The sequence below is a fragment of the Dietzia sp. NPDC055343 genome, from assembly GCF_053645265.1.
Genome location: NZ_JBSHMJ010000051.1, coordinates 1 through 18,473, shown reverse-complemented (window position 1 = coordinate 18,473; position 18,473 = coordinate 1). Strand labels below are relative to the sequence as shown.

The 18,473-nt window shown below is 66.7% G+C and carries 30 protein-coding genes; 1 reads left to right on the top strand and 29 read right to left on the bottom strand.

Features of this window, described 5'->3' with window-relative positions:
• Nucleotides 1-42 precede the first annotated feature (42 nt).
• The 29 genes from rpsD to rpsJ form a co-directional block, all read right to left on the bottom strand.
• Nucleotides 43-648, bottom strand: coding sequence for a 30S ribosomal protein S4 (gene rpsD / locus ACWIE7_RS16985; RefSeq protein WP_295651489.1), 606 nt, complete (start codon nucleotides 646-648; stop codon nucleotides 43-45).
• Between the two features lie 22 nt (nucleotides 649-670).
• Nucleotides 671-1,078 (bottom strand): 30S ribosomal protein S11, encoded by a 408-nt coding sequence (gene rpsK / locus ACWIE7_RS16980; protein WP_182631347.1) that lies wholly within the window; start codon nucleotides 1,076-1,078, stop codon nucleotides 671-673.
• Nucleotides 1,078-1,446, bottom strand: a complete 369-nt coding sequence (gene rpsM, locus ACWIE7_RS16975; protein WP_452098611.1) for a 30S ribosomal protein S13 — start codon at nucleotides 1,444-1,446, stop codon at nucleotides 1,078-1,080. The genes rpsK and rpsM overlap by 1 nt, the downstream gene beginning before the upstream one ends.
• A 168-nt stretch (nucleotides 1,447-1,614) precedes the next feature.
• A complete protein-coding gene (infA, locus tag ACWIE7_RS16970) occupies nucleotides 1,615-1,836 on the bottom strand; it encodes a translation initiation factor IF-1 (RefSeq protein ID WP_006554587.1) in 222 nt (73 codons plus the stop codon).
• A 121-nt stretch (nucleotides 1,837-1,957) separates the two neighbouring features.
• The gene (locus ACWIE7_RS16965) at nucleotides 1,958-3,241 is read right to left on the bottom strand and encodes a lipase family protein (RefSeq protein ID WP_454070037.1); all 1,284 of its coding nucleotides are present in this window, start codon (nucleotides 3,239-3,241) and stop codon (nucleotides 1,958-1,960) included.
• A 103-nt stretch (nucleotides 3,242-3,344) separates the two neighbouring features.
• Nucleotides 3,345-4,148, bottom strand: a complete 804-nt coding sequence (gene map / locus ACWIE7_RS16960; protein ID WP_454070036.1) for a type I methionyl aminopeptidase — start codon at nucleotides 4,146-4,148, stop codon at nucleotides 3,345-3,347.
• A gap of 8 nt (nucleotides 4,149-4,156) precedes the next feature.
• The gene (locus ACWIE7_RS16955; protein ID WP_454070035.1) at nucleotides 4,157-4,702 is read right to left on the bottom strand and encodes an adenylate kinase; all 546 of its coding nucleotides are present in this window, start codon (nucleotides 4,700-4,702) and stop codon (nucleotides 4,157-4,159) included.
• A gap of 50 nt (nucleotides 4,703-4,752) precedes the next feature.
• A complete protein-coding gene (gene secY / locus ACWIE7_RS16950; RefSeq protein WP_230928218.1) occupies nucleotides 4,753-6,075 on the bottom strand; it encodes a preprotein translocase subunit SecY in 1,323 nt (440 codons plus the stop codon).
• Nucleotides 6,076-6,274: 199 nt separating this feature from the next.
• On the bottom strand, nucleotides 6,275-6,721 hold the full coding sequence (gene rplO, locus ACWIE7_RS16945; RefSeq protein ID WP_454070034.1) for a 50S ribosomal protein L15: 447 nt from the start codon (nucleotides 6,719-6,721) through the stop codon (nucleotides 6,275-6,277).
• 2 nt (nucleotides 6,722-6,723) lie between these two features.
• Nucleotides 6,724-6,912: a 50S ribosomal protein L30 gene (rpmD, locus tag ACWIE7_RS16940; RefSeq protein ID WP_452098740.1), complete on the bottom strand. Its 189-nt coding sequence runs from the start codon at nucleotides 6,910-6,912 to the stop codon at nucleotides 6,724-6,726.
• Nucleotides 6,909-7,565: a 30S ribosomal protein S5 gene (rpsE, locus tag ACWIE7_RS16935; protein WP_230928220.1), complete on the bottom strand. Its 657-nt coding sequence runs from the start codon at nucleotides 7,563-7,565 to the stop codon at nucleotides 6,909-6,911. Before rpsE ends, rpmD begins: the two co-directional genes overlap by 4 nt.
• Nucleotides 7,566-7,608: 43 nt before the next feature.
• Nucleotides 7,609-8,004: a 50S ribosomal protein L18 gene (gene rplR / locus ACWIE7_RS16930; protein ID WP_230928221.1), complete on the bottom strand. Its 396-nt coding sequence runs from the start codon at nucleotides 8,002-8,004 to the stop codon at nucleotides 7,609-7,611.
• A gap of 2 nt (nucleotides 8,005-8,006) precedes the next feature.
• A complete protein-coding gene (rplF, locus tag ACWIE7_RS16925; RefSeq protein ID WP_230928222.1) occupies nucleotides 8,007-8,543 on the bottom strand; it encodes a 50S ribosomal protein L6 in 537 nt (178 codons plus the stop codon).
• A gap of 11 nt (nucleotides 8,544-8,554) precedes the next feature.
• Complete coding sequence (gene rpsH / locus ACWIE7_RS16920; protein WP_344988329.1) at nucleotides 8,555-8,953, bottom strand: 30S ribosomal protein S8; 399 nt, start codon at nucleotides 8,951-8,953, stop codon at nucleotides 8,555-8,557.
• A 274-nt stretch (nucleotides 8,954-9,227) separates the two neighbouring features.
• On the bottom strand, nucleotides 9,228-9,800 hold the full coding sequence (gene rplE / locus ACWIE7_RS16915) for a 50S ribosomal protein L5 (RefSeq protein ID WP_454070033.1): 573 nt from the start codon (nucleotides 9,798-9,800) through the stop codon (nucleotides 9,228-9,230).
• Between the two features lie 2 nt (nucleotides 9,801-9,802).
• Nucleotides 9,803-10,117 (bottom strand): 50S ribosomal protein L24, encoded by a 315-nt coding sequence (rplX, locus tag ACWIE7_RS16910; protein WP_007628110.1) that lies wholly within the window; start codon nucleotides 10,115-10,117, stop codon nucleotides 9,803-9,805.
• Nucleotide 10,118: 1 nt separating this feature from the next.
• Nucleotides 10,119-10,487 carry a 50S ribosomal protein L14 gene (gene rplN / locus ACWIE7_RS16905; protein ID WP_182631360.1) on the bottom strand — a complete coding sequence of 123 codons (369 nt, stop codon included), beginning with the start codon at nucleotides 10,485-10,487 and terminating at the stop codon, nucleotides 10,119-10,121.
• A 144-nt stretch (nucleotides 10,488-10,631) separates the two neighbouring features.
• A complete protein-coding gene (locus tag ACWIE7_RS16900; RefSeq protein WP_454070032.1) occupies nucleotides 10,632-12,050 on the bottom strand; it encodes an alpha/beta hydrolase in 1,419 nt (472 codons plus the stop codon).
• A gap of 172 nt (nucleotides 12,051-12,222) precedes the next feature.
• The gene (rpsQ, locus tag ACWIE7_RS16895) at nucleotides 12,223-12,498 is read right to left on the bottom strand and encodes a 30S ribosomal protein S17 (RefSeq protein WP_372459507.1); all 276 of its coding nucleotides are present in this window, start codon (nucleotides 12,496-12,498) and stop codon (nucleotides 12,223-12,225) included.
• Nucleotides 12,499-12,515: 17 nt separating this feature from the next.
• Nucleotides 12,516-12,746, bottom strand: coding sequence for a 50S ribosomal protein L29 (gene rpmC / locus ACWIE7_RS16890; protein WP_010541176.1), 231 nt, complete (start codon nucleotides 12,744-12,746; stop codon nucleotides 12,516-12,518).
• Complete coding sequence (gene rplP, locus ACWIE7_RS16885) at nucleotides 12,746-13,162, bottom strand: 50S ribosomal protein L16 (protein WP_182631363.1); 417 nt, start codon at nucleotides 13,160-13,162, stop codon at nucleotides 12,746-12,748. Before rplP ends, rpmC begins: the two co-directional genes overlap by 1 nt.
• A 2-nt stretch (nucleotides 13,163-13,164) precedes the next feature.
• Nucleotides 13,165-13,983, bottom strand: coding sequence for a 30S ribosomal protein S3 (gene rpsC, locus ACWIE7_RS16880; protein ID WP_230928227.1), 819 nt, complete (start codon nucleotides 13,981-13,983; stop codon nucleotides 13,165-13,167).
• On the bottom strand, nucleotides 13,984-14,412 hold the full coding sequence (gene rplV, locus ACWIE7_RS16875; RefSeq protein ID WP_230928228.1) for a 50S ribosomal protein L22: 429 nt from the start codon (nucleotides 14,410-14,412) through the stop codon (nucleotides 13,984-13,986).
• A complete protein-coding gene (gene rpsS, locus ACWIE7_RS16870) occupies nucleotides 14,409-14,690 on the bottom strand; it encodes a 30S ribosomal protein S19 (RefSeq protein WP_007628126.1) in 282 nt (93 codons plus the stop codon). Before rpsS ends, rplV begins: the two co-directional genes overlap by 4 nt.
• Before the next feature lie 14 nt (nucleotides 14,691-14,704).
• Entirely contained in the window at nucleotides 14,705-15,541 is an 837-nt protein-coding gene (rplB, locus tag ACWIE7_RS16865; RefSeq protein ID WP_454070031.1) for a 50S ribosomal protein L2, read from the bottom strand.
• Nucleotides 15,542-15,572: 31 nt separating this feature from the next.
• Entirely contained in the window at nucleotides 15,573-15,875 is a 303-nt protein-coding gene (gene rplW / locus ACWIE7_RS16860; protein WP_230928230.1) for a 50S ribosomal protein L23, read from the bottom strand.
• Nucleotides 15,872-16,561, bottom strand: coding sequence for a 50S ribosomal protein L4 (gene rplD / locus ACWIE7_RS16855; RefSeq protein ID WP_452098604.1), 690 nt, complete (start codon nucleotides 16,559-16,561; stop codon nucleotides 15,872-15,874). The genes rplW and rplD overlap by 4 nt, the downstream gene beginning before the upstream one ends.
• Nucleotides 16,558-17,223, bottom strand: a complete 666-nt coding sequence (gene rplC, locus ACWIE7_RS16850) for a 50S ribosomal protein L3 (RefSeq protein ID WP_452098603.1) — start codon at nucleotides 17,221-17,223, stop codon at nucleotides 16,558-16,560. The genes rplD and rplC overlap by 4 nt, the downstream gene beginning before the upstream one ends.
• A gap of 52 nt (nucleotides 17,224-17,275) precedes the next feature.
• Entirely contained in the window at nucleotides 17,276-17,581 is a 306-nt protein-coding gene (gene rpsJ, locus ACWIE7_RS16845; protein WP_003938093.1) for a 30S ribosomal protein S10, read from the bottom strand.
• 557 nt (nucleotides 17,582-18,138) lie between these two features.
• On the opposite strand from rpsJ, the gene ACWIE7_RS16840 reads away from it, so the two are divergent.
• Nucleotides 18,139-18,411, top strand: coding sequence for a hypothetical protein (locus tag ACWIE7_RS16840; protein ID WP_452098602.1), 273 nt, complete (start codon nucleotides 18,139-18,141; stop codon nucleotides 18,409-18,411).
• Nucleotides 18,412-18,473: the final 62 nt, after the last annotated feature.

Here is an 18,473-nt window from a genome sequence, read left to right as displayed (position 1 = left end):
GGGCTGCGTTACGCGGCCCGCCCGGCGACGGTGGAGGACAGATCACTTCGAGTAGAGCTCGACGATCAACTGCTCCTGCAGCGGCACCTCGATCTGGGCGCGCTCGGGGAGCTGGTGGACGAGGATGCGGAGGTTCGTCGGAACCACCTGCAGCCACGCCGGGACGGGACGCTCGCCGAGGGACTCCTGGGCGATCTCGAACCAGTCCATCTTGGTGGACTTGGGACGGACGTCGATGATGTCGTACTGCGAGACGCGGTAGCTCGGGATGGTCACCTTCTGGTCGTTGACCAGCAGGTGCCCGTGGCTCACGAGCTGACGTGCCTGACGACGCGTCTGCGCGAGACCCGCGCGGTAGACGACGTTGTCCAGTCGCGACTCGAGAATCTGGAGGAGATTCTCACCGGTCTTGCCGGCGCGACGGTTCGCCTCCTCGTAGTAACGACGGAACTGCTTCTCCATGACGCCGTAGGTGAAGCGGGCCTTCTGCTTCTCCTGCAGCTGGAGGCGGTACTCGGACTCCTTGATCCGCGCACGGCCATGGTGGCCGGGCGGGAAGGGCCGACGCTCGAATGCGGTGTCCCCACCCACGAGGTCGACGCCGAGACGACGCGACTTGCGGGTGGCTGGGCCGGTGTAACGTGCCATTGTTTTCTACGTTCCTTCCGGCTCAGACTCGACGCCGCTTGGGCGGACGGCAGCCGTTGTGGGGCTGGGGGGTGACATCGGAGATCGTGCCCACCTCGAGGCCGGCGGCCTGGAGCGAGCGGATCGCGGTCTCACGGCCCGAGCCGGGGCCCTTGACGAACACGTCGACCTTCTTCATGCCGTGCTCCTGCGCCTTGCGGGCAGCGTTCTCGGCGGCCAGCTGGGCGGCGAAGGGCGTCGACTTGCGCGAGCCCTTGAAGCCGACGTGACCCGAGGACGCCCAGGACAGGACGGCACCGGTGGGGTCGGTGATCGAGACGATGGTGTTGTTGAACGTGCTCTTGATATGAGCCTGCCCGTGGGCGACGTTCTTCTTCTCCCTGCGACGACCCGACTTCTTGGGGCCCGCAGCGCGTGACTTGGGGGGCATTACTTCTTCTTTCCGGCGACGGTCTTCTTCGGACCCTTACGGGAACGGGCGTTGGTCTTGGTGCGCTGACCACGGACGGGCAGGCCACGACGGTGGCGGAGCCCCTGGTAGCTACCGATCTCGATCTTCCGGCGGATGTCGCCCTGGATCTCGCGGCGGAGGTCACCCTCCACCTTGTAGTTGCCCTCGATGTCGTCACGAAGGACGGTCAGCTGCTCATCGGTGAGGTCCTTGGTGCGCTGGTTCGGGTCGATGCCCGTACGCTCCAGGATCTCGAGCGACCGGGTGCGACCGATGCCGAAAATGTAGGTGAGCGCGATCTCCATGCGCTTGTCGCGAGGGAGATCAACGCCGGCAAGGCGTGCCATGTGGCGTATCTCTTTCGTCGTGCGGTAGGTCTGCTCCCCGACCGCCCCCTGCCCGGATGGTCATCTCACGATGAGCGATCCGTTCGGGGCCCCGGCCTCCGCAACCGAGGGTGTGAACCCGCCGTACCCACGAGGGGGCGCGGCGGCTGGTTCAGGGAGTTGAACGTCTTACTTGTAGCGGTAGACGATCCGGCCACGCGTCAGGTCGTAGGGCGAGAGCTCCACGACGACGCGATCCTCCGGAAGGATGCGGATGTAGTGCTGCCGCATCTTCCCGCTGATGTGGGCGAGGACCTTGTGCCCGTTCTCGAGTTCGATGCGGAACATAGCGTTCGGCAACGGCTCGATGACACGGCCCTCGACCTCGATGGCTCCGTCTTTCTTTGCCATGCTGGTTACGGTCCTCCACGATTCCCCGGGTGACGTCTACCGGATTGTGGTGCACTGGTGGGCACACCGACGTATAAGCCTACGTCAGTGGCCCCCGCTGCGCCAATCGCCTCGGAACCGGTCAGTGGTAGCAGGCGGATCCCGCGGGCACGCCGTCGAACCGCCGCTGCAACCACCCCAGTGCCGCCGGCAGCTTCTCGACCGCCCCGAGAAGGTGCTCGGGGGCGAACCCGGGCTCCCACGTGACCGGCGACCCCTCACGGCAGTACCGCTTCGCGGTCTCCTCCGCGTCCCAGAACGGCACCAGTGGATCGGTGCCCGAGTGCCACATGTAGACCGGCACCCGGGGGACATCAGGACTCAGGCGAATGCTGTTGTCCGCGAGCGCGCGCATCAGGCCCTCCTCCGCCATGAGGTTCCCCCCGTTCAGCACCATCGGCACCGACTTGAAGGCCCCACGGGTCAGCAGCGTGGCGGTGCACCTGTCCCGAACCTGGTTGTAGAGCCCCCAGCCCTCCGGCGTCAGCTTCTCCTCGAGTCGGATCTCCTCCGGGTACTCGCGCGCCATCCCCACCGCGGCGGCGAAGGCCAGACCGAATGCGGGATGCGGGTCGTTGCCGATCATTCGGGCCATCGTGGTCATGTCCGTCGGGACGCCGCCCTGGGCCACACCGACCAGATTGACGTCGGGCGCGTACTCGTCGTGCAGGAGCGACACCCAGGCGCTCGCGATGCCCCCACCCGAGTAGCCGAGCGCACCGAATCGGCTCTCCCGGGAGTCGAATCGCGGATCATCCCGCACCGCCCTCATCCCGTCGAGGACGATCCTCGCCGACAGACGGCCACCGGGATACGCGACCTTCGGACCGAGGTGGTCGGGGATGATGACCGTCCAGCCGCGATCCAGTTGGAAACGCAGGAAGGCCATCGCGTTGTCCTGGACGGTCTCGACCGTCGGATTGACCAGCGTCTCGGTCGGCGCGCATCCCTGCCCGAGCGCGTTGAGGTAGTGCTGGTAGCTCAGGACGGGACCGTTGGGACGCGCATGATGCGGACGCACCACCGTGGCGGTGGCCAGGATCGGACGGTCCGCGGTGTCGGTCGACCGGTAGGCGATCTCGGTGATGCCGTAGCCCGCGAAGGCCGGCATCGGGGCGCCACGTGAATTGATGACCTGGCCTGGTCTGGCCTCGGACAGGACCGCCGGATCCGCCTGGTAGAAGGGGCCCGGCCCCGGCTGCGCCATGAGCGAACCGCCGGCGTCGTCCGCCACGGATTGCGCCGTCGCCGACGGCGCGAACTCGCTCGTGAGTTGCCCGGCGATCAGCGCCAGAATCATGAGGACAGCGCCCGCCGCCCACGTCAGTGAGGGGGTCCGACGACCAGCCTGAGGGCGAGAGAGCATGCCGGCACCTTTCGAGGATGGCCTGATGTTCGCGTCGAACACACGATATGCGGAGAAGACTACGTATAAGAAATCGTTCTCGGGTGTCGCACCGGGTCGCCGGTCACTCCCGGGGCCGCGGCGTGAGGATCCGGGGCCCGTCGGCGGTCACGGCGATGGTGTGCTCCCAGTGCGCGGCCGGCGAGCCGTCCACGGTCACGACGGTCCAGTCATCGGACAGGGTCTTGGTGTCCGTCTCTCCGCCGAGGACGAGCATCGGCTCGATCGCCAGAACCGAGCCCTCCTGGAGCCTCGGCCCCCGGCCGGGCTTGCCCTCGTTCGCGAGGAACGGCCATTCGTGCATCTCGCGGCCGATCCCGTGTCCCCCGTAGCCGTCCACGATGCCCAGCGATACGCCGTGCCGCTCCTCGGCGCGGCGGGTCGCGACCTCGAGTGCATGCGAGATGTCCGTGAGCCGGTTACCCGGCCGCATGGCGAGCATGCCCTCGGCCAGGACCTCGCGGGTCGCGTCATTCAGCGCCTGCACCCCCGGCTCGAGCGCCCCGACGCCGAAGGACCAGGCGGAATCGCCGTGCCAGCCGTCGAGTATCGCTCCACAGTCGACGGACACCAGGTCGCCCTCGGCCAGCACCGTGGACGAGCCGGGGATGCCGTGGACCACGACCTCGTTCACCGAGGAACAGACCGACCCCGGGAACCCCTCGTAGCCCTTGAAGGACGGCACCGCACCGGCATCCCGGATCAGCTGTTCGACGATCGCGTCGAGATCAGCGGTCGTCGCTCCGGGAACGGCCGCCTCCCGGGCCGCCACCAGGGCCCGGCCGACGATCCGGCCGGCCGCCTCCATGGCATCGAGTTCACCCGGGGTGCGTGCGGTGACCGCCCCTTTGCGGGATCTACCGAACACGGCGGTCGTCAGCGTCCGAGAGCGGCGAGTGCGCGGGAGTTGATCTCCTCGACCTCACCGACGGCGTCGATGGTCGACACCTGCCCCGCGTAGTACTCCAGCAGAGGTGCGGTCTCCGACTGGTAGACCGACATCCGGTTGCGGATGACGTCCTCCGTGTCGTCCTCGCGGCCGCGGGCCAGCATCCGTGCGACGATCGTGTCCTCGTCCACGCGGAACTCGAGCACGCCGTCGAGCGAGTTGCCCGACTCGGCGAGCATGACCTTGAGCGCATCCGCCTGCTCGACGCTGCGCGGGTAGCCGTCGAGGAGAAAGCCCTCGGTGGCGTCGGGCTCGGCGATACGCGCCTCGACCATGCGGTTGGTGACCTCGGCGGGGACGAGGTTGCCCGCGTCTATGTACGACTTCGCCTCCTTGCCCAGATCGGTCCCCTGCGAGATGTTCGCGCGGAACAGGTCGCCGGTCGAGATGTGGGGCACGCCGAGCTTCTCGGAGAGCAGGGCCGCCTGGGTTCCCTTGCCGGCGCCGGGAGGGCCGAGGAGGACGAGACGCATGGTGATGACCAGCCTTTCTACGGTGTTGTGTTGCGCGTGATCCTGAGCGGCTACTTGAGGAAACCCTCGTAGTTGCGCTGCATCAGCTGCGCCTCGATCTGCTTCACGGTGTCGAGGCCCACGGAGACCATGATGAGCACCGCGGTACCGCCGAACGGCATGTTCTGGAGATCTCCACCCCCGCTGCCCATGTCCAGGAAGATGTTCGGGAGCACCGCGATGAGACCGAGGTACAGGGAGCCGAACAGAAGGATGCGGTTGAGGACGTAGCCCAGGTACTCGGCGGTCGGTCGACCGGGACGGATGCCCGGGATGAAGCCGCCGTACTTCTTCATGTTCTCGGCCTGCTCCATCGGATCGAACTGGATGGCGACGTAGAAGTACGAGAAGAAGATGATCAGGACGAAGTACAGGAGGATGTAGCCCACGCTCGAGGGGTTCTGCAGGTACTGCATGACATAGCGCTGCCAGAATCCATCGCCCGTGCCGTCGGGACCGGAGATCAACTGAGTGATGAGGATCGGCACGTACATCAGCGACGACGCGAAGATGACCGGGATGACGCCGGCCTGGTTGACCTTGAGCGGAAGGTAGGTGGAGGTGCCGCCGTACTGGCGACGTCCGACCATGCGCTTGGCGTACTGGACCGGGATCCGACGCTGACCCTGCTCGACGAAGACGACGGCGACGACGATCAGCACCACGGCGAACATCACCGCGGCGAACTTCAGCGTCGACGAGTTCTGGTAGATGTTCACACCCTCCGCCGGGATGCGGGAGGCGATTCCGGCGAAGATGAGCAGGGACATGCCGTTACCGACGCCACGGTCGGTGATGAGCTCGCCGAACCACATGACGAGGGCGGCGCCGCCGGTCATGACGAGCACGATGGTGATCAGCGTGAGGATGTCGTTGTCCATCAGGACCGACTGGCCGTTGCCGAGGAGCTGACCACGGTCGGCGAGCGCGACGATGCCGGCGGACTGGAGGACGGCGAGGGCGATGGTCAGATAACGCGTGTACTGCGTCATCTTGGCCTGGCCCGACTGGCCTTCCTTCTTCAGCTGCTCGAAGTGCGGGATGACCACGGTGAGCAGCTGCACGATGATGCTGGCCGTGATGTACGGCATGATGCCGATGGCGAAGACCGACAGCTGCAGGAGTGCGCCACCCGAGAAGAGATTGACCAGGGAGTACAACTGCGCGTTGTCTCCGGTCATCGCCGTGTCGAGCAACCCGCGGAGCTTGGGATAGTCGACGCCGGGCGACGGGATCTGTGCGCCGATCCGGTACAGGATGATGATCCCGAGCGTGAAGAAGATCTTCTTCCTCAGGTCACTGTCCTTGATCGCGGACGCGAGTGCGGAGAGCACATGTCCTCCTGGTCATTGACGGCTCGCGGCCGCCTGTCGTCGAGATCAGATGCGCCGGGAACGGACGGTGAGACCGATCGGTCGGCCCCGGAACGCACAACGGGAAAACTCTATCAAGACGAACGCAGGGGCCGGATCCGAGAGTCTCGGACACGGCCCCTGCACCCGTCGTCGGCCCCCGTGGGGGCCGGTCGGGGAATCAGGCCCCGGCCTCCGACACGCTTCCGCCGGCAGCCTCGATCTTGCTCTTGGCCGACGCGGAAACCTTGTCGACGGTCACGGTGACAGCGACGGAGATCTCCCCGTCACCGAGCACCTTGACCGGCTCGTTCTTGCGAACGGCACCGGCGGCGACGAGATCGGCGACGCCGACCTGTCCCCCGTTCGGGAACAGCCGCTCGATGTCCGAGACATTGACGACCTGGAAGACGACCTTGTTGCGGTTCTTGAAGCCCTTGAGCTTCGGGAGACGCATCTGGATCGGCATCTGGCCGCCCTCGAACCCGGCGGGGACGTTCTTACGGGCCTTGGTGCCCTTGGTGCCGCGGCCGGCGGTCTTGCCCTTCGAACCCTCACCACGACCGACACGGGTCTTCTCGGTGTGGGCACCGGGCGCCGGGCGCAGGTGGTGCAACTTGATGCTCATGCTCACTCCGTCTCTTCGACCACGACGAGGTGGTTCACGACGTTGATGAGACCCCGGGTCTGCGCGTTGTCCTCACGCACGACCGACTTCCGGATGCCCTTGAGGCCGAGCGTACGCAGGGAGTCCCGCTGGTTCTTCTTGGACCCGATGGTCCCGCGGACCTGGGTGATCTTGAGGTTAGCCATGATCAGGCCCCCTGTCCGGCACGGGCGCGGAGCATGCCTGCGGGAGCGACGTCCTCGATCGGCAGGCCACGACGAGCCGCGACCTCCTCCGGACGATGCAGGCCCTTGAGCGCGGCCACGGTGGCGTGCACGACGTTGATCGCGTTGTCCGACCCCAGCGACTTGCACAGGATGTCGTTGACGCCGGCGCACTCCAGCACGGCGCGGGCGGCGCCGCCGGCGATGACACCGGTACCGGGCGAAGCCGGACGGAGCATGACGACACCGGCGGCCTCCTCACCCTGGATCGGGTGGGGGATGGTGGAGCCGATGAGCGGAACGCGGAAGAAGTTCTTCCGGGCCTCCTCGGCACCCTTCTGGATGGCCGCCGGCACCTCCTTGGCCTTGCCGTAGCCGACGCCGACCATGCCGTTACCGTCACCGAGGATCACGAGGGCGGTGAAGCTGAAGCGACGGCCACCCTTCACGACCTTGGAGACGCGGTTGATGGTGACGACGCGCTCGATGTACTGCGACTTCTCCTCGTCGCGACCCCGACGATCGTCGCGGCCCCGACCACGGCCACGGTCGTTGCCGCGGCCCTGGGCGTTGTCGTTGGTGTTCTTGTTGTCTGCGGCGGGCCCGTTGCTTCCGCCGTCACGACGCTGACGTCCCGGCATCAGACGGTCCTTCCATTAGCGGTCAGTGCAGTGGTGTTGATCATCAGAACTCCAGCCCACCCTCGCGGGCGGCGTCGGCGAGCGACGCGATCCGGCCGTGGTACCGGTTGCCACCACGGTCGAACACGACTGCGTCGATGCCGGCGGCCTTCGCACGCTCGGCCAGGAGCTGGCCGACCTTCGCGCTGCGGGCCTTCTTGTCGCCCTCGAGTGCACGCACATCGGCCTCGATGGTCGACGCGGCGGCCAACGTACGGCCGGCCAGGTCGTCGACGATCTGGGCGTGCATGTGGCGCGAGGACCGGTTGACGACCAACCGCGGACGCTCCGGCGTACCGGAGACCTTCTTGCGGAGGCGGTAATGGCGCCGGGCGCGGCTCTCCCGACGTGCGGTCGAGGCATCGGTACCCAGCGGGGAACGCTTCTTGGTGCTGCTCATGATCACTTACCCGTCTTTCCGACCTTGCGACGGACCTGCTCGCCCGCGTAGCGGATGCCCTTACCCTTGTACGGGTCGTGCTTCCGCAGTCGCTTGATGTTGGCGGCGATCTGGCCCACCTGCTGCTTGTCGATACCGGAGATCGAGAACTTGGTCGCACCGTCCACGGCGAACGCGATGCCGTCGGGAGCGGTGACCGGCACCGGGTGCGAGTAGCCGAGCGCGAACTCGAGGTCCTTGCCCTTGGCCACGACGCGGTAACCGACGCCGAAGATCTCCATGTCCTGCTTGTAGCCCTCGGTGACGCCGACGACCATGTTGTTGATCAGCGAGCGCGAGAGGCCGTGCAGGGAGCGGTTGTCGCGGTGGTCATCGGGACGGTTCACCGTGAGGGTGCCCTCCTCGATCGTCACCGAGATGGGGTCGGGCAGCACCTGGGTGAGCTCACCCTTGGGGCCCTTGACCGTGACGGTCTGGCCGTCGACCTTGATGTCGACACCGGACGGGACGTTGATCGGAGCCTTGCCGATACGTGACATTTCTCGCCCCCTTACCAGACGTAGGCGAGGACTTCCCCGCCCACCTTCTTGTTGTTCGCCTGACGGTCGGTGAGGAGCCCCTGGGAGGTCGAGATGATCGCGACACCCAGGCCACCGAGGACCTTGGGCAACTCGGTCGACTTGGCATACACGCGCAGACCCGGCTTGGAGATGCGCTTGATGCCCTGGATGCTCCGCTGGCGCGACGGGCCGTACTTGAGGTCGATGGTGAGCTTCTTGCCCACCTCGGCGTCGGCCACGGCGTAGTCGGCGATGTAGCCCTCCTGCTTGAGGATCGCCGCGATGTTGCTCTTGAGCTTGGAATGCGGCATCGACACGGTTTCGTGGAACGCCGAATTGGCGTTACGCACACGCGTCAGCATGTCCGCGATGGGATCGGTCATCGACATGGATGGACCATGTTCCTTTCTCGTAACGGTTCCCATGCAACACGTCGTGTGCGGCGGCCTGTGGGCCGGGCAGCTGACGTCGTGGGCCTATCACGAAGAGTGCGAATGTTCTCTTGTGTGGGATCCGGGGTCCCCGTGGGGCGTGCCGGGTGTCCCGCCGTCCCCGGCGCTCTTCTCACCGTGGACGACCTGACGACTGGGCCGTCTGCCCGCCGCCGGGGCCAGCGCATGACGCGAAGCCCCGGCGGGGACGGCCGGTCCGGCCGGGCGGAGGTCAGTCCTCCTTGAAGGGGAAGCCGAGCTGCTTGAGCAGCGCTCGGCCCTCTTCGTTGTTGGTCGCCGTGGTGACGACCGTGATGTCCATGCCGCGGGGGCGGTCGATCTTGTCCACGTCGATCTCGTAGAACATGCTCTGCTCGTTGAGGCCGAACGTGTAGTTGCCGTGGCCGTCGAACTGCTTGCCCGACAGACCACGGAAGTCGCGGATGCGGGGAAGGGCAACGGTCGTCAGGCGATCCAGGAACTCCCACATGCGATCACCACGGAGGGTGACGCGGGCGCCGATCGGCATGCCCTCACGCAGTTTGAACTGCGCGATCGACTTGCGGGCCCGACGGACCTCTGGCTTCTGACCGGTGATCAGGGTGAGGTCGTTGATCGCACCGTTGATGAGCTTGGCGTCGCGAGCTGCGTCACCGACACCCATGTTCACGACGACCTTGACGACGCCGGGGATCTGCATGACGTTCTCGTACTCGAACGTCTCGTTCAGCGCCGGCTTGATCTCGCTGATGTACTTGGCCTTGAGGCGCGGGGTGTAACCAGTGGGAAGAGCGGTCTCAGTCATGGTCACAGGTCCTTCCCGGTCTTGCGCGAGACACGGACACGCTTGCCGTTCTCGTCGGTGCGGATTCCGACCCGGGTCGGGGTGCCGTCAGCGTCCACGACCATCACGTTCGACACGTGGATCGGGGCCTCCTGGGTGACGATGCCACCGGAGGAGGCGCCACGCTCGGCAGCCGAGTTGGAGGTGTGCTTCTTGATGCGGTTGACGCCCTCGACGAGGACCTTCTCCTGCGCCGGGAAGGCCTGGATGACCTTACCCTTGGCGCCCTTGTCCTTGCCCGAGATGACGAGCACCGTGTCGCCCTTGTGAACCTTCATGTCAGAGCACCTCCGGAGCCAGCGAGACGATGCGCATGAACTTCTTGTCGCGCAGCTCGCGGCCGACGGGCCCGAAGATGCGCGTTCCGCGCGGATCGTTGTCGTTCTTGATGATGACGGCGGCGTTTTCATCGAACTTGATGTACGAGCCGTCCGGGCGACGGCGCTCCTTGGCGGTGCGCACGATGACCGCCTTGACGATCTCGCCCTTCTTGACGTTGCCACCGGGGATGGCGTCCTTGACGCTGGCGACGATGATGTCACCGACGCCCGCGTAGCGACGCTTGGATCCACCGAGAACGCGGATGCACAGAATCTCCTTGGCACCCGTGTTGTCGGCGACCTTCAGTCGCGACTCCTGCTGGATCATGGTTCTCCTGACCAGGTCTGTTCTCTGTGTGCCGGATACCGACCCGACACACGCGGTCATGTCGCCGGGCCGCACGCGCGGACGCGCGCAGGTCGGGCAACTGCTCCAGTGTAGGGTGAGCGGGCTACTCAGCCCAAATCCGGATCATCGCCCGCTCGAACCGAGCGACCCGGTGCCACCACGGGAGCCGGCCGATCCGCTGGAGGTCGCCGACCCGAGGGAGCCCGAAGCCCGCTCCCCCACCGCCCCGGTGGTCGTGCGCCCGTTGGGTGTGGCCGGCGCCAGTCCGCTCAGGATGTGGTCGGTACCCGGGAGCATTTCGGTGACGAACACCGGCCAGTTGTGGATGCCGGTCGGCATATAGTTCATCTCCAGGCGCACACCGGGGACGGAGGCGAGGGCCGATTCCAGCGCACGCGTGCTCTCGAACGATCCCTTCTCCAACACGTGCCCGTCGAGAAGGACCATCTCGTTACTACCGAAGCGTCCGAGTTCACTCGACCCGACGCGGCCGGTCGCGGCGCTGAGGTAGACGGACTTGCCCGCCAGCCCGGCGGCGTTCGCGATCGTGTCGTGCTCACGCCACGGCTCCGCGCCCCGGGGGCCCCACATGTTGGTCGCGTCGCCACCCCGCGCGGCCACGGTCAACCTCGCGTACTGGTACCCGAGAGCGTCCATCGTGGAGTAGGCGCCGCTGACGCCGGCCACTCCCCCGAACATGTCGTTGGTGTTCGCGAGATGCACGGCCGATGCCGCGCCCATCGACACACCCAGGACTCCCCAGTCGCCGTTATGCGCGACGGGCTCCGCCGCGCCCTCCAGGCCTGTGGAGAGTAGTCCGGGCAGCTCCTCCACCAGGAAGGTCTCCCACATGTTCGGGCCGAGGACCGGGTCGTCTTCCTCCCAGTCACTCCACATCGAGGACGGCGCCCCCGTGGGCGCGACCACGTTCACCGCACGCTGGCGCAGCCGGGGATCGCCCCATCCCATCCCCCCGCTCCAGCCCGACGGCGACTCACTACCCACACCGTCGAGGAAGTACATGTTCGGGGCGTCGACCCCGGCCGGAGCCCGGTAGACCTCGACCCGCACCTCACGCTGCATCGATTCCGACGTGACGGTCCATACCTCTGCGCGGCGGTCCACCTCGTCTGTCGATGCCGGGAACAGTGGCTCGACCGACCTGACCGTTGTCGCTGTGATGTCCGGGTCCCGCGTCGCTATGGGCTCCGCCGGCGCGCTGTTCGAACTACCCGGCCTGGCGAAGTCCGACGACCCCACCATCCCGAGGGAGCCGAGGACAGCCGTGAGTGGGATCGGGGCTCCGAGCTGGGTCGCCGCGGCCAGGCTGAGCGACGGTACGCCGAACAGGCTGCCGGGGGCGACACTGGGGGCAACCGACTGCGGATCCAGTGATCCCGCCCCGGAGCCCTGGGCGCTCACCGCGGGCACGCCGATGACTGAGAGTGCGGCCACCGCGGCCGCGACAGCAACCGGGTAGGACCGGCGCCGACCACCGCGAGTACGCGGAGGCCTGGGGCCCGAGAAGATCCGGGTGTTCATGTGTCGCTCCTGTCTGACACGAGGTGCCCTTCGAACGGGTGACACATTACTCAGATTTTGTTTCGCCAGGGTAATCCTCTGCGGCGGTTTTACTGCGAGGAACACTGAAAATAGACGTCGGCCCGGCCACGAGAGTTCTCGTGGCCGGGCCGGACTATCTGAGTGGAGTGGGCTACTTGGCCCGCTCCAGCACCTCGACGAGGCGGTACCGCTTGCTGGCGGAGATCGGGCGGGTCTCCATGATCCGCACGCGATCGCCGATGCCGGCGGTGTTGGTCTCGTCGTGCGCCTTCACACGCTCGGTACGGCGCATGATCTTGCCGTACAGGGGATGCTTCACGCGGTCCTCGAGCTCGACGACGATGGTCTTCTCCATCTTGTCGGACACGACGTACCCGATGCGCACCTTGCGGCTGTTGCGCTCCGTGCTCTCGCCTGACTCAGTCACAACTGTTTCCTTGTCACTCACTTGGCATCACCCGGCGCCGCCGACAGCCCGAGCTCACGCTCACGGATGACGGTGTAGATGCGCGCGATGTCGTGTCGTACGACCCGCAGGCGACGGTTGTTGGTCAGCTGACCGGTGGCCATCTGGAAGCGCAGGTTGAACAGCTCTTCCTTGGCCTCGCGAAGGCGCGCGGTCAGCGCATCGGCGTCGAGCTCGCGCAGCTCGGGGGCGGTGATTCCACTTGCCATCAGAACTGCTCCTCCCGGGTGACGATGCGGGTCTTGCACGGGAGCTTGTGCTGCGCACGGCGCAGAGCCTCCCGGGCGGTCTCCTCGTTCGGGTACGACATCTCGAACAGGATGCGACCCGGCTTGACGTTGGCGACCCACCACTCGACGGATCCCTTACCGGAACCCATCCGGACCTCGGCGGGCTTCTTCGTCAGCGGACGATCCGGGTAGATGTTGATCCAGACCTTGCCGCCACGCTTGATGTGGCGGTTGATCGCGATACGAGCGGACTCGATCTGCCGGTTGGTGATGTAGGCCGGCTCGAGAGCCTGGATGCCGTAGTCACCGAACGTGACCTTGGTGCCGCCCTTCGCCCCGCCCTTACGACCGGGGTGGTGCTGCTTGCGGTGCTTGACGCGCTTGGGGATCAGCACTGTCAGGCCTCCTTGTTTTCTGCGGGCGCCTCGGCCGGGGCAGCCGAGCCGGCACGGCCGGTCTCGGTGCTCGTGGCCGTGGTGCCCTGGGCGCCGGAACGACGCGGACGGCCGGCGCCACGCTCGCGGCGCGGGCCACGGTCGCCACCGCCGCGGTTGCTGGACTGGGCGAACTGGTCGGACTCGCGACGACCGCCGACGACGTCACCCTTGTAGATCCACACCTTGACGCCGATGCGACCGAAGGTCGTCTTGGCCTCGTAGGTGCCGTAATCGATCTCGGCACGCAGGGTGTGCAGAGGGACGCGTCCCTCGTGGTACCGCTCCGAGCGGGACATCTCGGCGCCGCCGAGACGACCCGAGCAGACCACCTTGATGCCCTTGACCTGGGGCTGACGCATGGCCGACTGGATGCCCTTACGCATCGCACGGCGGAACGCCACGCGGTTCGTGAGCTGCTCGGCGATGCCCTGGGCCACCAGCTGGGCGTCGGCCTCGGTGTTCTTGATCTCGAGGATGTTGAGGTGGACCTGCTTGCCGGTGAGCTTCTCGAGCTCGCCACGCAGGCGGTCGGCCTCGGCGCCACGACGACCGATCACGATGCCCGGGCGGGCGGTGTGGATATCGACGTGGACCCGGTCACGGGTACGCGAGATGTCGACGCCCGAGATTCCGGCCCGCTCCATGCCCTTGGACAGGAGCTCGCGGATCTTGATGTCCTCGGCGACGTAGTCTGCGTACTGCTTGTCGGCATACCACTTGGACGTCCAGTCCGAGGTGATGCCGAGACGGAAGCCGTGCGGCTGGATCTTCTGTCCCATTTAGCGGGCACCTCCCTGGTTGCGACGTCCCCGGCCGGCACCGGCCTTGTCGGGCACGCTGGTCACCTCGATGGTGATGTGGCTCGTGCGCTTACGCACGCGGAACGCACGACCCTGTGCACGCGGCTGGAACCGCTTGAGCGTCGGGCCCTCGTCGGCGTACGCCGTCGAGACGACCAGGGTCCGGGGATCCAGGTCGAGGTTGTTCTCTGCGTTGGCGATCGCGGAGGCCAGGACCTTGGCGACGGGCTCGCTGGCGGACTGCGGGGCGAACCGCAGCGTGTTCAGCGCGTCTGCAGCGTCCTTGCCACGGATCAGGTCGATCACGCGACGCGCCTTCATGGGCGTGACACGGACGAACTTCGCGGTAGCGCGGGCCGTCAGGTTCTGATCGGCCTGCTGCTCGTTCTGCTGGGTATCAGTGCTCATCGACGCTTACTCTTCCGATCGTCCTTGATGTGCCCCTTGAACGTGCGCGTCGGCGCGAACTCGCCGAGCTTGTGACCCACCATCGAGTCGGACACGAACACGGGCACATGCTTGCGGCCGTCATGAACGGCAAACGTGTGTCCGATGAAATCGGGCAGGATCGTCGAGCGACGCGACCAGGTCTTGATGACCTGATGAGTGCCCTTGTCGTTCTGCACGTCCACCTTCGCGAGGAGGTGTTCGTCGACGAACGGACCCTTCTTGAGACTACGAGGCATCCTAGTTTCCCTCCTTAGCGCTTCTTGCCGGTGCGACGGCGACGGACGATAAGACTGTCACTCGCCTTGTTGGGCTTGCGGGTACGTCCCTCAAGCTGTCCCCACGGGCTGACGGGGTGACGTCCACCGGACGTCTTACCCTCGCCACCGCCGTGCGGGTGGTCGACGGGGTTCATGACCACACCACGGACGGTCGGGCGAACGCCCTTCCACCGCATGCGGCCGGCCTTACCCCAGTTGATGTTGATCTGCTCGGCGTTGCCGACCTCGCCGATCGTCGCCCGGCAACGGACGTCGACACGACGGATCTCGCCGGAGGGCATACGCAGCGTGGCGTAGGCACCTTCCTTACCGAGAAGCTGGATTCCGGCGCCGGCCGCGCGGGCCATCTTGGCGCCCCCGCCCGGACGCAGCTCCACCACGTGCACGACGGTGCCAGCGGGGATGTTGCGGAGCGGCAGGTTGTTGCCGATCTTGATGTCGGCGTTCGCGCCCGACTCGACCTTCATGCCCTGCCTCAGGTTGCGCGGGGCCAGGATGTACCGCTTCTCACCGTCTGCGTAGTGCAGCAGGGCAATGTTGGCGGTGCGGTTCGGGTCGTACTCGATGTGCGCGACGGTGGCGAGCACGCCGTCCTTGTCGTTGCGACGGAAGTCGATGACACGGTACTGGCGCTTGTGTCCACCGCCCTTGTGGCGAGTGGTGATTCGGCCGTGCCCGTTACGACCGCCGGTCTTGCTCAGCGGGCGCAGCAGCGACTTCTCGGGCGTCGAGCGGGTGATCTCGGCGAAGTCCGAGACGCTCGAGCCGCGACGACCGGGGGTCGTGGGCTTGTACTTGCGGATAGCCATGAGGTTCTCTCGTCCTTAACTCTTCCCGCCGTCAGGCGGTCAGACCCGGGATCTCGATGGGCTTGCTGTCGGCCGCGAGGGTCACGATGGCGCGCTTGGTGCTCTTGCGCTGACCGAACCCGGTGCGGGTGCGCTTGCGCTTGCCCTTACGGTTTGCGGTGTTGACGGAATCAACGGTGACGCCGAAGATCTCCTGGATGGCGATCTTGATCTGCGTCTTGTTGGCGTCCGGCGCCACCAGGAACGTGTACACGCCCTGCTCGAGCAGGCCGTAGGCCTTCTCGGAGACGACCGGGGCGAGAATCACGTCCCGGGGATCGGCGACTGTGCTCACTTGTCGGCCTCCTTCGCAGCCTTGCCGGCGAGGATGCGACCCGCCTGCGTGACGAACGCGTCCAGAGTCTCGACCGTGAACACGACGTCGTCGGCGTTGAGGACGTCGTAGGTGTTGAGCTGATCCGGAGCGATCGGGTGGACGTGATCGAGGTTGGCGACCGAACGCCATGCAGCGAGGTCCTCACGACCCACCACGATCAGGAACTTCTTGCGGTCGGACAACGACGCCAGGAACGTCCGGACGCCCGAGGTCGACGGCTTCTGCCCCTCGATGAACTCGGTCACCACGTGGAGCCGCTCGCTGGCGACCCGGTCGGAGAGGGCACCGCGCAGGGCGGCGGCCTTCATCTTCTTGGGCGTGCGCTGCGAGTAGTCCCGCGGCTTCGGACCGTGGACGGTGCCACCGCCGGTGTACGCGGGTGCGCGGGTCGAGCCCTGGCGAGCGCGGCCGGTGCCCTTCTGACGGAACGGCTTGCGGCCACCGCCGCGCACCTCGCCACGGGTCTTGGTCGAGTGGGTGCCCTGACGTGCGGCGGCCAGCTGGGCCACCACGACCTGATGCATCAGCGGCAGGTTGGGCTCGACACCGAAGATCTCGGCGGGGAGCTCGACGGCACCGTCGGTCTTCCCGGCCGGAGTACGGACGTCGAGCTTGAGGTTCACGGTGTTCTCCGTGGTGGTCATGCGCGCGCACCGCCCTTCACTGCGGAACGGACCATCACGAGGCCGCCGTTGCGACCGGGGATGGCACCCTTGATGAGGAGGACGCCGGCCTCGGCGTCGACCTTGTGGACCTTGAGGTTCATGGTGGTGACCCGCTCGTTACCCATGCGGCCAGCCATCTTCTTGCCGCGGAAGACGCGACCCGGGGTGGCGGCGCCACCGATCGAGCCCGGCTTGCGGTGGACGGCCTGGGTACCGTGCGAGGCGCCCTGACCGGCGAAGCCGTGACGCTTCATGGTGCCGGCGAAGCCCTTGCCCTTGGACGTTCCGGTGACGTCGACGAAAGCGCCGTCCTCGAACACGTCCGCGCCGAGCTCCTGGCCGATCTCGAAGCCGGCGGCCTGCTCGGCATTCTCGAGGCGGATCTCCGCGACATGGCGGCGCGGGGTGACCCCGGCCTTGTCGAACTGACCCGCGACAGGCTTGGTGACCTTGCGGGGGTCGATCGCGCCGAACGCGATCTGGACGGCGTTGTAGCCGTCGGTCTCTTCGGTACGAATCCCGGTGACGACGCACGGCCCGGCCTTGACGACGGTGACCGGAACCACCCGGTTGTTCTCGTCGAAGACCTGGGTCATGCCGAGCTTGGCGCCCAGGATGCCCTTGATCTCGGTGTTACTCATCTGTTCACTGTCTCCGCTGCACGTTGCTTGCTGACCGCTACGCGGTCGGAGGTCACTGGATGTTGACGTCGACGCTGGCAGGCAGGTCGATGCGCATGAGCGCGTCCACGGTCTTGGGCGTGGGGTCGAGGATGTCGATCAGCCGCTTGTGGGTACGCATCTCGAAGTGCTCACGCGAGTCCTTGTACTTGTGCGGCGAGCGGATGACGCAGTAAACGTTCTTCTCGGTGGGCAGCGGCACCGGACCGACGACGCGAGCGCCGGTACGGGTCACCGTCTCGACGATCTTGCGCGCCGAGGCGTCGATCGCCTCGTGGTCGTAGGCCTTGAGCCGGATGCGGATCTTTTGTCCCGCCACTTCGTCCTCTTCTCCTCCCGCCCGTGAAGGCGGCTGTCGTGAGCGCCCTCGCCTGGCGGGGACACTGCTGTGTTCGCTTGTCATATGTGACACCGTCAAACCGTCTACCACCCGGTCTCGTGCATCGGTGCCCGTCGTGGAGGTCCCCGGACGCGCGGCCATAGGCGCAACACGACTCAGGTGATCCAGAGGACGGGATGCCGCTCCCCGCTGGGCGAAGAAGACGGCGGACCGATCCGCTGCCGCTGTTGACGTGTCACGACGCGTCCACGCGGTCGGGCGTGTCGCCCTCCCACTTTTCCAGCGGGTGATCGCTCACCCGCCACGGTCGTGCTCGCCCGGCCAACCCGGCCCCTGCCGCGGGTAAAATGTACCCACGTTCGGATGCCGCCTTGTCCGGGCAACTTCACCAGTATGCCGCACGGTGGCGCACAGAGCAAAATCGCCCGGGGCGGACCCGGTACAGAGGCGTCCACCGGCGCCGCGGGGCCCCGCCCCCGCACGGGTATCGTCGGAACGACCATCGACCTGACGAGCCTGTCCCGAGGAGCTCCCCCGTGAACACCCGCCGCGAACCACGTGATCCCGCCGCCTACAAGAGGGACCGTCGTCAGGCCGTGCTGCGTCATCACCCGGACAAGGGCGGGAACCCGGACGAACTGCTGCGCGCGCTCGAAGAGGTCGACCGGCGGCACGGGGTCATCGGCTCGGCACGCGGTGAACACTCCGCCTCGGCCGAGCAGGTCGCCGCGGTGGCGGTGACCGCGCTGGCCGGCGTGGCCGCGATCGGGCTCTCCGTGGCGATGAGCGTGCTCGGACGTCGCCGGTGACCACCTGTCCGTCCGACCTACCGGAAGTCGACAAATAGAGTAAGGGGCGCCCCGCCTGAGCG

Bases quoted from the DNA above. Each gene is read 5' to 3' on its own strand.
- rplN (WP_182631360.1), bottom strand. From the start codon at position 10,487: ATGATCCAGCAGGAGTCGCGACTGAAGGTCGCCGACAACACGGGTGCC.
- rpsM (WP_452098611.1), bottom strand. From the start codon at position 1,446: ATGGCACGCCTTGCCGGCGTTGATCTCCCTCGCGACAAGCGCATGGAG.
- rpsH (WP_344988329.1), bottom strand. From the start codon at position 8,953: ATGTCGATGACCGATCCCATCGCGGACATGCTGACGCGTGTGCGTAAC.
- ACWIE7_RS16965 (WP_454070037.1), bottom strand. From the start codon at position 3,241: ATGCTCTCTCGCCCTCAGGCTGGTCGTCGGACCCCCTCACTGACGTGG.
- rplO (WP_454070034.1), bottom strand. From the start codon at position 6,721: ATGAGCATCAAGTTGCACCACCTGCGCCCGGCGCCCGGTGCCCACACC.
- rpmC (WP_010541176.1), bottom strand. From the start codon at position 12,746: ATGGCAAGTGGAATCACCGCCCCCGAGCTGCGCGAGCTCGACGCCGAT.
- rpsE (WP_230928220.1), bottom strand. From the start codon at position 7,565: ATGCCGGGACGTCAGCGTCGTGACGGCGGAAGCAACGGGCCCGCCGCA.
- rplC (WP_452098603.1), bottom strand. From the start codon at position 17,223: ATGAGTAACACCGAGATCAAGGGCATCCTGGGCGCCAAGCTCGGCATG.
- ACWIE7_RS16955 (WP_454070035.1), bottom strand. From the start codon at position 4,702: ATGCGTCTCGTCCTCCTCGGCCCTCCCGGCGCCGGCAAGGGAACCCAG.
- rpsS (WP_007628126.1), bottom strand. From the start codon at position 14,690: ATGCCTCGTAGTCTCAAGAAGGGTCCGTTCGTCGACGAACACCTCCTC.
- rplV (WP_230928228.1), bottom strand. From the start codon at position 14,412: ATGAGCACTGATACCCAGCAGAACGAGCAGCAGGCCGATCAGAACCTG.
- ACWIE7_RS16900 (WP_454070032.1), bottom strand. From the start codon at position 12,050: ATGAACACCCGGATCTTCTCGGGCCCCAGGCCTCCGCGTACTCGCGGT.
- rpsD (WP_295651489.1), bottom strand. From the start codon at position 648: ATGGCACGTTACACCGGCCCAGCCACCCGCAAGTCGCGTCGTCTCGGC.
- rpsK (WP_182631347.1), bottom strand. From the start codon at position 1,078: ATGCCCCCCAAGTCACGCGCTGCGGGCCCCAAGAAGTCGGGTCGTCGC.
- rplR (WP_230928221.1), bottom strand. From the start codon at position 8,004: ATGAGCAGCACCAAGAAGCGTTCCCCGCTGGGTACCGATGCCTCGACC.
- rplD (WP_452098604.1), bottom strand. From the start codon at position 16,561: ATGACCACCACGGAGAACACCGTGAACCTCAAGCTCGACGTCCGTACT.
- rpsC (WP_230928227.1), bottom strand. From the start codon at position 13,983: ATGGGACAGAAGATCCAGCCGCACGGCTTCCGTCTCGGCATCACCTCG.
- infA (WP_006554587.1), bottom strand. From the start codon at position 1,836: ATGGCAAAGAAAGACGGAGCCATCGAGGTCGAGGGCCGTGTCATCGAG.
- rplX (WP_007628110.1), bottom strand. From the start codon at position 10,117: ATGAAGGTTCACAAGGGCGACACGGTGCTCGTCATCTCGGGCAAGGAC.
- rplE (WP_454070033.1), bottom strand. From the start codon at position 9,800: ATGACTGAGACCGCTCTTCCCACTGGTTACACCCCGCGCCTCAAGGCC.
- rplB (WP_454070031.1), bottom strand. From the start codon at position 15,541: ATGGCTATCCGCAAGTACAAGCCCACGACCCCCGGTCGTCGCGGCTCG.
- rplF (WP_230928222.1), bottom strand. From the start codon at position 8,543: ATGTCACGTATCGGCAAGGCTCCGATCAACGTCCCGTCCGGTGTCGAC.